Raw genomic sequence first — 11,408 nt, 5'->3', positions numbered from 1 at the left:
TTTAATACTGTAGTACTTTAATTATTGTAGGACTGTGATTTTAAAAAACCTTGCTGAAGTTGCCAGCCCCCATCTATTTTAATGGTGGCCCCCGTCATATAACTTCCCGAGGCCAGGAGATCGGCAACCATGCTCGCGATCTCCTGAGGGCGACCTAACCTGCCCAACGGGATATGATCATTTACCAATTTTAGTTTTTCTGGATCCTGCCATACCGGAGCGTTCATATCTGTTTCGATGGCACCAACAGCAATGGTATTTACTTTGATTTGATGTGGAGCTAATTCTAAAGCAACGCCTTTCATTAAAGTCTCTAAAGCGCCTTTAGTAGCACCGTAAACACTTAAGCCAAGTCCCGGTTGAATTGCATTGATAGAGGTAATGGTATAAATACTTCCCTCAGTTTGGTTCAACACCATTTGTTTGGCCACTGTTTGAGTTAAAAAAAGGGTTCCTTTAAAATTAATATTGGTGAAATGATCTACATCTGCCATAGTGGTATCCAAAAAGTGTTTTTTGTAGGATACCCCCGCATTGTTTACCAAAAAATCAATTCCATCCATTACTTCCCAGGCATCCATTCCTAGCTTAATTGCCTGCTCTGCATGATTTAGATCAGCTTGTAACACGTGTGCCAGTCCACCATTTTTTAAAATTGCATCAGCCACTTCAGAGGCTTCCGTCGGGTTCTGATTATAATGGATCACCACCTCAGCACCTTCCTGAGCCAGTTGCAATGCTATCGCCTTCCCTATGCCTCTCGACGAGCCGGTAACCAATGCCTTTTTTCCTTGCAGTCTTTTCATCATCGTAATTTTATCTATCTTCTTAATTACCAATTAAGATATATTAATAACCCGGGTTCTGATCCTTAACCGGATCTAAAGCTTTGTTAAATCCTAGTTCAGAAACAGGTATTGGCCACCAATAATGCTTAGCTGCGATCACCTTTCCTTTTGTTGCCAATATGATTTCTGCAGCTTTCCCTGTGCGTTTAAGCTCCAACCAGCGCTTACCTTCATACTGAAATTCGTAGCCACGCTCCTTTATGATGAGATCAAGAAATGTAGTCGCATTATAATCGGCTACCTTAAAGTCAACCGTAGAAGGCAATAGGGGATTTTTTCCGTATGCCCTACGATGAACTTTGTTTAGTGCTTCCATCGATGCAGCAGATGGTCCATTCTCGGCACGACTAGCGGCTTCAGCATAAATTAACAATAGATCTGCATAACGATACCAAGGCATATCATTTCCATGGCCGCTTTGTGAGGTAGCTAAGGGGTCTATAAATTTCTTATTGAGCAATGAATTTCCATCCAAACCAATATTGTAAGGATACCAAAGTCCTTTACGGAAATCGTTATTGTCCCAGTTCTTGTAAACAGGATTAACCGTTTCACTATGGAGACCATAAAAGCCGCCTGCACCACTGAACTTAGTGCCTGGATGGTTCAAAAACATCACAAAGTAATTACCGAACAGATTTTGCCTGGTAAATTTTATATAGAATATTTCCTCTGATGTAGTTACCACTGCTGGACCAAATATATTTTGCAGGTCATCAGTAGAGCTAATCGGAACTAAAGCGAATTTATCACTTAATATCACCTCGTTAGCCTTATCTCTAGCCTCAGGGTATTTCCCTAATTGTAAATAAACATCGGCAAGCAAAGTCTTGGCAGACCACTTGGTTGGGCGACCAACTTGAGGCTGTGTTATTGGCAAATTGGCTTCTGCATCCAGCAAATCGGCAAGGATTAGCTTGTAAACGTCATCTGCTGTATTTCTTTTAACATCAACAACGGTCATATTTGCTTCTGTACGAATAGGTACACCGCCCCAGTTTCTTACCAGGAAGAAATAGTTGAAGGCTCGTAAAAATTTAGCCTCGCCAACATTGGTATTGATATCAGCCTGACTGATCTCCTTACCATTAGGTGCATTTTTAATTACAAAATTGGCATTTCTGATACTCAGATAAAACAAGTCCCACATTGAACCTACACGCGTAATATTGGTTGAGTTTAATCCCTGAAAATCATTTAAAGAAGCATAGCTTCCACGGCCCAATCCATAATCTACATAGCAATCTACTTGAGCGATGTAGGTAACCAATCCATTGATATCTCTAAATGGGGTATAAATAGCATTTACAGCGCCCTGCACCTCTGCTGCTGTGTTGTAAAATTTCTCTGCCGCCAGGGATTTAGGATCTTCTATCAGCTGTTTTTGGCAAGAAGAAAAAAGAAGCAGAAGAATTAAATATTTGAGATTTTTCATGTCTTTATAATTAAGATTATATGTCCATATGTGATTAAAATCCAGCTCTAATGCCTACGTTATAAGTTTTTGCATTTGGATAACTGTAATAGTCAAATCCTTGAGCTGTGGAGTTAGCACCCCCTCTGGAGTTAATCTCGGGATCCCAACCTGAATATTTAGTAAAGGTTAATATGTTTTGTGCGCTTACATAGATTTGTAATCTTTTGGCCCAACTGATGTTAAGATGTTGAACCGGTAGATTATAGGCCAACTGAATATTTTTTAGACGCAAATAAGCACCGTTTTCCACAAAGCGATTGGATGCTGTAGCTGAGGTACTGTTGCTGATCACCGGATATTTCGCGTCCGTTTTTGTCGGCGTCCAGTGATTTAAATAAACATCTCTTAGCATGTTTAAACCATAGCCATAATCAACTGTATTGTTGATTGCACTGATATTGAAGATATCGTTACCCTGAGATCCTTGTAAAAAGAAGGTAAACTCAAAGTTTTTGTAACTCATGGTAGAGTTAAAGCCGTAGGTAAAATCTGGATTAGGATTGCCGATATATGTCTTATCGGCTGTGGATATTACACCATCATTGTTTAAATCCTTGTATTTGATTTTGCCTTTATCATCATATCCGTTTTCTACGTAACCATAAAAAATACCGATAGGCTGTCCTTCACGTAGGATATTGGCGTAATCATTAACTGCAGACACATTAAATGCGCCGCCTAATATATCCTGTCCACCATAAAGCTTAACTACTTTATTGCGGTTAAAGGAAATATTGGTATTGATATCCCAACTAAAATTGCCGGAGAAAGGTTTAACATTTAAGGCCAGCTCCAACCCTTTATTACTTACTTCACCAACATTTTGTATGGTGGTTGTAAAGCCCATCGATGATGGTAACTGTACCGTGTTTAATAAATCACGCGTATTTTTGATATAGTAGTCGGCGGTTAGATAAATTTTATTGGTCAATATCCCCACATCTATACCTATATTTTTTTGCTCTGTAGTTTCCCATTTCAAATTACCCGGCAAAACTGTTCCTGGCGCATACGAGGTAAATAAAGCATCCCCAAAAACAGTTTTATTAGACAACAACTGGTTTAATGTAGCATAAGGATTGATGGCCTGACTACCTGTATAGCCCCATCCAAGTCTTAATTTCATATCGGATATAATGGTCGACTCCTTCAGAAAATCTTCGTTAGAAATGCGCCATGCCAAGGCGGCAGAAGGAAAATACCCCCATTTATTACCTTCACTATATTTTGAGGATCCATCGGCACGGAAACTTACTGTAGCTAAATATTTGCTGTCATAAGCATAATTTAAACGCCCCAAATAGGACAATAACGACGATTTAACGTACGATGTACCGGGTATCCCAGGCGTGGTTGCCGAGCCCAGGTCAAAAGTTTCACTGATATCGCTAATATATCCATTACCACTACCAGATAAAGAGGTATTTAAAAAGTCCTGATAGGTGAAGCCTGCAACTGCCGATACACTGTGTTTTTGATTGAATGTTTTATTGTAACTGATCGTATTTTCGCTCAACAAACTGGTAGACTGAGTAGCTGAAACATTAGCACTCCCTTTCGAATTGATAAATTTAAGTGTGGTGTATGCATCGTTACGGTCATCTGCATTTTCTACTCCTCCAGAAATTTTAATACTTAACTCAGGAATCGGTTTATATACGATAGCTCCATTCGACAAAATCCGATTGGAAGTAGTTGAATTACTTTGTTCATTGATATAATTAAGCGGATTTGATAAAACATAAGGGAAACTTGTTGAAATTCCTCTGTAGCTGCCGTCATCATTATATGGATTAAGCGTTGGTGGCGCAGAAATAATAGCAGAAATCAACGACCCGCCCCTATTTCCACCACTACTATTTTGAGCTTCGGATTTGATGCGCGTTATTGTGGTAGAAAGGTTAACACTAAACTTTTTACTAATTTCGTGATTTACATTTGAATTGATAGAGTAACGATCATAGCTACTGCCTTTAATAATTCCGTCTTGTCCAAAAATACTTCCAGCGATGGCGAACTGGGTTTTATCACTCCCGCCACTCAGGCCAAAAGAAATGGTTTTTAAAGGTGCTTTCCTAAAAGCAAGATCCTGGATATCAAAACCCTTCCCCATACCAGCAATCTGATCTGCAATAAAATAAGGTGCTAGTTTATCATTTGCTGCCTGCTCATTGTAAAAAGTGGCATATTCCTGTGCATTCATCAGGTCCATTTTTTTACGGAGTGTCTGAATACCGTAGCTTGTTTCAAAACTAACTTGATTTTGACCTGCCTTTCCTTTTTTTGTTGTAATCAGCACAACGCCATTTGCACCTCTTGAACCATAAATAGCTGTAGCACTCGCATCTTTTAAGATCTCCATACTTTCGATATCTGAGTTATTGATCACTGATGGATTACTGCCGGCTATTGGAAAACCATCTATCACATATAAAGGCTCATTGCTACCTTGAATAGAGTTGGTACCGCGTATTCTTACACTTACACCTCCACCTGGAGCGCCTGTATTTTGTAAAACCTGCACGCCCGTCGCACGACCTGCCAAGGCTTGCAATGCATTTGTTGCGGGATATGAATTAATGTCTTTTGCTTTTACTTGCGACAATGAACCAGTGAGGTCACTTTTCTTTTGAGTACCATAGCCTATTACAACGACTTCGTCTAATTTATTGTCCTTTGATTGCATCTTCACATTAATTTCCCTGCGGCCATTAACAGGTACTGATACAGAGTCGTATCCTATATAATTAAATGTCAATACACCATTTGCCGGAGCTGCTATCTGATATTTTCCGTTAACATCGGTTCTGGTAATAACTGAAGTGCCTTTTAATTTAATGACAACGCCTGGGAATCCAGACTTTTCATCCGCAGAAGTCACTTGCCCCTTAATGGATGTATTGTTCTGAGCATACGAGCTTTGTGCCATAAAGACACAAAATAGCATACCCAGTAAGTATAGTAATTTCGATTGCATAATATATTTGGTTAAATAAAATCACTCTATTGTTTTATATTATAAAACAATGTTTTACAATACGCCATAAATATAGTTATGATTATTACATTTCCAAATATTTTTTTATTTTTTATCTACCGATTACCATCTTGATAATCAACGAAGAAACAGACCAAAAACGCCAGATTATGCCATAAAAAACTTGATTGAATTGCCTTCACAACGAAAAAGAGGCGATGTTCTATTCGAACACCGCCTCTTTTTTTATTCAGCAAGCTGAAATAATAAGTATAATTCATCATTATCTAATTGTTTAAGATTAATAAAGCAGGTAGGGCTTTATTACCTCAGCCCATGCACCAGCAGCACAAACGTCAATCATCGTGGTTTTAAATTTCGCCATTGGTAGTTCAAAAAATGCTTCACTTTGGGGAAATCCTAACAATTTATCTAAATGATTAGTCCCATCTGGATTTACGTTTGTAGGATAAGTTGCCCATTTAAAATATGCTGGATAATGATCCTTAATCAACTTAATCAGTAGCAATCCATGATATACCGATTTGAAATGATCATATGCTTTGAGCTTAAAGCGTAGCCCAAAACAATCCTGCCCTGAATACTTTCCTTCATTTGGCCTAACGATTATACTTTCTACACTGATACCATCCGTCTTAGCAATTGATAGAAAATCAAAATGATTCATCCAAGGCGATGCAAGGATTTCAAAGGGCAAAGCTGTACCTCTTCCTTCGCTGATATTAGTCGCTTCCAATAGACCTAAACCAGGGTAAAGCATAGCTGCGTTAATGTTTCTTATAGCTGGAGAGGTAGGTAAGAATTTGATCCCCCATTCTGGTTGAAATTTATTTCTATCCCAATTTTCACAAGGTATAACCGTTAAATCGGCATTGATATTTTTCGTTGTATTAAAGAAAAGGGCAAGTTCAGCTAAAGTACAACTATGTCTTAGCGGTATATTCCACCTGCCAATAAAAGATGAACAGTATTGTTCATTTAACATTGGACCTTCGCAAAGCTGCAAATTCCCTGAAATTGGATTAGGTCTGTCCAGAATTATTACCGGTTTATTATAATTCGCACTCGCTTGCAAAACATAAGTTAAAGTCCATAAATAAGTATAAAACCTAACACCCACATCCGGGATATCAAATATGATCTTATCTACATCTTGCAAATCTGTCTCTGCTGGCGACAAATGATCTCCATATAAACTTATAACAGGCAATTGGGTAACCTGGTCAACCCCATTTTGCATTTTAGCTCCATCGGCACCTTTAGCATCAAATCCATGCTCAGGAGAAAATAACTTAACCAGATTAAAACCCGCTTTTAATAACGCCAGACTAATTGGCTCATATTGATTTGTTGTTGCTACTGTGTTGGTTACTAAAGCTATCCGCTGGTTCTTAAAGTCAGGATTTTGAGCGATCAAAACATCCACACCAAATCTGATCATCCTGGAATATTAAAAAGGCTTTGCACTCTCATCTAAAATTCGTTCCCATTCGGGATGCCTCTTCAGATAAGCCGCTACAAAGGGACACAAAGGGATAAGTCGATAACCATTATCTTCAATATACGACAAGGTTTTCTCTATTACAGCTGTTGCAGCACCTTTCCCTTTCAATTCTTCAGGAGCTTCGGTATGGATCAGCCAGATCTTTTTACCATGCTCTTTAAAGACTATAAAAGTCATGTATTCACCAATTTTTAGTTCAAAACGCATGTCTACCGAGTTTTTAACCAATGGTAGTACCAGATATTCCTCATTCATAGCTGCTAATTTTTAATTCGACATCCTAATTTACCTCAATAAAAGAATAAAAGAAAGAAAATATCAAGACATTTAAAAAGCAACTTAATTGCATTTACTATTGCATATCACAAATTATAAATGCAACTTTGATGCAGTTATGAAATCAAGTGCCAAACTTTTATGGACAAAATCACAGCAGACTGCTTCCTTTCTGTTAATGGTGCTATTTTTGTTCATATCTACTGCGCAACTTTTTCATATACATGCTGACAAGCATTCAGATCAGGATGTGCAATTCGAAGATAAAGACCAGATTCAGTCTTTAGACAAATGTTCCATTTGCGATTATTATCACTACGTTCAAGGCCAACAAATACTGTTGTACTATCCGACAGTACTAACCATCGTAAATCCTGAAGCCATCACACTGAATACGTGTGTGCTAACAGGAAACTATGATTTTACTCCGAAAATCATCGCCAACAAAGGGCCGCCGTATTTCGCTTAACCAGCCTCCCTTTTCTCCTTACACCTTAATTTAAGCCTGCTTTAAGCAGACAGGTATCCTTTTGTCTATTTTTTTCTATAACTGAACTCCAAAAATTCAATGAAGAGTTTCTATGTACTATTATTTCCCTTGTTGCTCATTTTTCAAACCGGCTTTGGACAGGCTAAAAATGGTCTGCCCGATTCTACTTTAAAAACCACGCCTGCTCCTTCTGCACGTCAGTTGAAAGAGGTGGTGATTAACGGCAAGCGGTTGCAACTACGCCAAAAAGAAGAATCATTAAATGTAATTACTATTGGCAGCGATTTTATACAACGGAACCTTAGTGGAAGTTTAATGAAAACACTAGAGCGTTTACCTGGTATTAAGACCATTGGTATTGGATCAGGCCAATCAAAACCACTGATCCGCGGACTTGGTTTTAACAGAGTAGTGGTTATCGATAAAGGAGTAAAACATGAAGGACAGCAATGGGGAGCTGATCATGGCTTAGAAATAGACCAGTTTGCTGCCGCAGAGATCGAATTGATAAAAGGCGCTGCTTCCTTTATGTACGGATCGGATGCTATAGGCGGAGCCATCGATATAAAACCAGCTAATGTACCACCGAAAAATGCACTTGGTGGTTCGATTGATCTAATTGGCAAAAGTAACAACAACCTGTATGGGAGCTCTATTAATGTGTTTGGCCGAAAGGAAGATTGGTTCTTTGATTCCCGTATCACCTATCAGAATTACGGAGATTACAGCGTACCCACAGACACCGTATTTGTGTATGACTATGCGGTTAGGTTGCACAACCGAAATCTGCGCAATACTGCCGGCCAGGAAACAGGATTACACCTAAATACGGGTTATGTAAAGGAAGGTTTCAGATCCGTTTTTTACCTCAGTAACATTTACAGCAAAAGCGGGTTCTTCGCCAATGCGCACGGCCTGGAGCCGAGAAGAGTAAATACAGAAATGCACGATGCATCCGCAAGGGACGTCCAGATGCCCAACCAGCAGGTAAACCATTTTAAGCTGATCAATCGCAGCAACTATCAGGCAAAAGGCCATAAACTGGAGATGGAACTGGGGTATCAACGAAATTTCAGGCAGGAATTCAGTCAATATGTAAATCATGGCTATATGCCACCTGTTTATCCCGATTACCTCTCTATTTCTCCTGAACTGGAAAGGGAATTTGATAAGCGTGTATATAGCATGAATCTTAGAGATATGATCAATGTTGGAAATCATCAACTAACCACAGGCTTCAATTCAGAATATCAGGACAATGCGATTAACGGTTGGACATTCTTGGTCCCCTCCTTTAAACAGGCTTCCGCAGGGGTATTTGTATACGATAAATACAAAATAAACGAACAGGTTTTACTGCATGGCGCATTGCGCTACGATTATGGGCAGATCAGGATGTTTAAATATACTGACTGGTTTGATTCTGAGCTTACAGCAGGGGAGACAATAATATCAGAAAAGCTAATCAGGGCTAATGATTTAAATCGCAGTTTCAACAGCCTGGTTTGGTCGGCCGGCATAAATTATAATGTTCACAACTTTCTGTTGAAGGCCAATATTGGTAAAAGCTTCAGAATGCCGATAGCAAAGGAACTGGGGGCCAATGGGGTAAATTATCATTATTTCAGTTACGAAAAAGGAGATGCGACACTTTCGCCCGAGCAGTCGTACCAATTGGATCTGAGTTTGGGATGGAACGAAGATCGCTGGTCTGTGCTAATTAGTCCTTTCTACAATTATTTCCCCAATTACATCTACCTGAACCCTACCGCAAACCATGATTTTTACTATGGTGCAGGCAACCAGATTTTCCAGTATGCCCAAAGCAAAGTGCTTAGATATGGGGGCGAATTCCAGCTGAAATATAAAGTCACGGAAAATCTGAGTACTGAGTTATTGGGCGAATACTTATTTGCAAAGCAGGTATCGGGAGACAAAAAGGGCTATACACTTCCCTTCTCTCCACCAGCCTCAGCTTTGGCTAACCTAACCTGGTCGCCTGAATCGGAATCATTTTTTAAACATTCCTATTTTTCAATAGACTACCGAATCACCGCAAAACAAAATAACATTGTGCCACCTGAAAAGAAAACGCCGGGCTATGGGTTAATTAATATTCAGGCAGGGACAAAATTTGGACTTTGCAGACAGCAGCTGACGCTCAGTTTACAGGCTCAAAATCTGCTAAATACCAAATACTTGAACCATACCAGCTTTTACCGGCTTATTGAACTTCCTGAAGCAGGAAGAAATATAATTATGTCGTTAAAAGTCCCTTTTAACATCCCTTTAAATAAACAAAAAAAAAGAAATCAATAATGAATTATCAAATGAATACAATTAAAATTTCAAACAAAAACACATTATCAACTATGAACACAAAGAAAATTATAGTGGCTTTACTACTTTTTGTTACAGCTTTCCAGGCCTGTAAAAAAGATAAAGAAGTTGAACCTGAAAAGGCAATTCCCACTGCAACAAATGTAGAAATCGGATCGGGAAACAAGCAAGCATTGAGGGGAAGGGATTTCCATTTCAATGCGGATGTGATAGCTGCCGATAAGATAAAAGATGTTCAGGTAAAGATATTACAGAAAAGCGGCGAAAAGTATACTGCTACCTGGAAATTTGAATTGACCTGGGCAGAATACAATGGTGCTAAAAACACCAATGTACACAAGCACTTTACCATTCCAGCCGAGGCACCCGAAGGCAAATATGATTTCTACTTTGTAGTGCTGGATGAAAATGGGACGAAACTTGAAATTAAGGAAGACCTAACCATCATTGACCCTGCAAATATCCCTGTTGATCCAAAAATTGGCCGCGACTTTGTCTCGCGTAATGACATCATGATTTATTCCATGGGTACCTATATGGAAACTGAACTGATTGTTAAAAAGGGTGATGAGCTGAAACTTCATGCACAAGTGAATGACATTAAAGGTGATGGCATTTTATACTCTGTACTCATAAAAAGGAAAGCCAATTATTACCCAGAAAGCATCGATAAGCTTGACCTTAGCAAAGCGATTGTTGTCTCTAAAATAGAACACAAAGCGCTTGCTGCCGCTTCAAAAATCACTACGCTAAAACAGATAAATGGCGTATATGGTGGTGAATCCATTGTAATTGGCGCCGAAAAAGACAACAATGAGCCGGCAGCTAACCCAATTAATGGAGAGAAAATATGGGAATCAGAAAAATACAATTGGGTTATCCTATACAAAAACACCACGCACAACATCAGCACTTATAAAGTAATACCTATCACAATAGACTATAAATAAAATGAAAAAACTAAGTTTATTGAGCCTCTGCCTGGCATTGATGCTCGTGCTGAGCAATTGTAGTAAAGATAATACCGAACCAATTGACACAATTTATCCAGAGATCAATACGGCTACAAGTGACGCATTTCCAAAACAATGCAGTGTAGTTAAACGTGGGGAGAAATTTATATTCAAGGCATTGCTTAGCGATAATGTCCAGTTGGGATCACTAAATCTGGACATCCATCATAATTTTGATCACCATACGCATAGTACCGAACTGGAAGAATGCAATCTGGCTCAGGTTAAACAGTCTGTAAAACCATTCTTACTGATTAAGAACATTACTATTCCTTCAGGGCAAAAAACCTATCAGGCAAGTGCAGAAATTCAAATACCGACGGATATTGATCCTGGTGACTATCATTTTATGATCAGATTGACAGACAAAGAAGGCTGGCAAACCATAAAAGGGTTAAGTATAAAAATTGAGTAAAAATGTAGCGTTTTAGTGAGTTATTACGTTTATCACTAAAACCGATA

9 protein-coding genes are annotated in these 11,408 nt (G+C 38.9%); 4 read left to right on the top strand and 5 right to left on the bottom strand.

Features of this window, described 5'->3' with window-relative positions:
- Positions 1–17 precede the first annotated feature (17 nt).
- The 5 genes from FBD94_RS00855 to FBD94_RS00835 form a co-directional block, all read right to left on the bottom strand.
- On the bottom strand, positions 18–809 hold the full coding sequence (locus tag FBD94_RS00855; RefSeq protein ID WP_235884331.1) for an SDR family NAD(P)-dependent oxidoreductase: 792 nt from the start codon (positions 807–809) through the stop codon (positions 18–20).
- Positions 810–849: 40 nt separating this feature from the next.
- Positions 850–2,283, bottom strand: a complete 1,434-nt coding sequence (locus tag FBD94_RS00850; RefSeq protein ID WP_136878754.1) for a RagB/SusD family nutrient uptake outer membrane protein — start codon at positions 2,281–2,283, stop codon at positions 850–852.
- A gap of 34 nt (positions 2,284–2,317) precedes the next feature.
- The gene (locus tag FBD94_RS00845; RefSeq protein ID WP_136878753.1) at positions 2,318–5,302 is read right to left on the bottom strand and encodes a SusC/RagA family TonB-linked outer membrane protein; all 2,985 of its coding nucleotides are present in this window, start codon (positions 5,300–5,302) and stop codon (positions 2,318–2,320) included.
- A gap of 301 nt (positions 5,303–5,603) precedes the next feature.
- On the bottom strand, positions 5,604–6,764 hold the full coding sequence (locus FBD94_RS00840; RefSeq protein ID WP_136878752.1) for an exo-beta-N-acetylmuramidase NamZ family protein: 1,161 nt from the start codon (positions 6,762–6,764) through the stop codon (positions 5,604–5,606).
- A gap of 9 nt (positions 6,765–6,773) precedes the next feature.
- Positions 6,774–7,082 carry a GNAT family N-acetyltransferase gene (locus FBD94_RS00835; protein ID WP_131607400.1) on the bottom strand — a complete coding sequence of 103 codons (309 nt, stop codon included), beginning with the start codon at positions 7,080–7,082 and terminating at the stop codon, positions 6,774–6,776.
- A 139-nt stretch (positions 7,083–7,221) separates the two neighbouring features.
- On the opposite strand from FBD94_RS00835, the gene FBD94_RS00830 reads away from it, so the two are divergent.
- The 4 genes from FBD94_RS00830 to FBD94_RS00815 all read left to right on the top strand — a co-directional run bounded on the left by FBD94_RS00830 (position 7,222) and on the right by FBD94_RS00815 (position 11,361).
- Positions 7,222–7,572, top strand: coding sequence for a hypothetical protein (locus tag FBD94_RS00830; protein WP_136878751.1), 351 nt, complete (start codon positions 7,222–7,224; stop codon positions 7,570–7,572).
- A 99-nt stretch (positions 7,573–7,671) separates the two neighbouring features.
- Positions 7,672–9,912, top strand: a complete 2,241-nt coding sequence (locus FBD94_RS00825; RefSeq protein WP_136878750.1) for a TonB-dependent receptor — start codon at positions 7,672–7,674, stop codon at positions 9,910–9,912.
- 53 nt (positions 9,913–9,965) lie between these two features.
- Entirely contained in the window at positions 9,966–10,883 is a 918-nt protein-coding gene (locus tag FBD94_RS00820) for a DUF4625 domain-containing protein (protein ID WP_136878749.1), read from the top strand.
- A 1-nt stretch (position 10,884) separates the two neighbouring features.
- A complete protein-coding gene (locus tag FBD94_RS00815; RefSeq protein WP_136878748.1) occupies positions 10,885–11,361 on the top strand; it encodes a DUF4625 domain-containing protein in 477 nt (158 codons plus the stop codon).
- The last annotated feature ends 47 nt before the right edge of the window (positions 11,362–11,408 follow it).

This window comes from Pedobacter hiemivivus (assembly GCF_005144565.1).
Taxonomy (GTDB): domain Bacteria; phylum Bacteroidota; class Bacteroidia; order Sphingobacteriales; family Sphingobacteriaceae; genus Pedobacter; species Pedobacter hiemivivus.
Note: the sequence above shows the minus strand (reverse complement) of the source record. Positions and strands in the feature narration are given on the sequence as shown.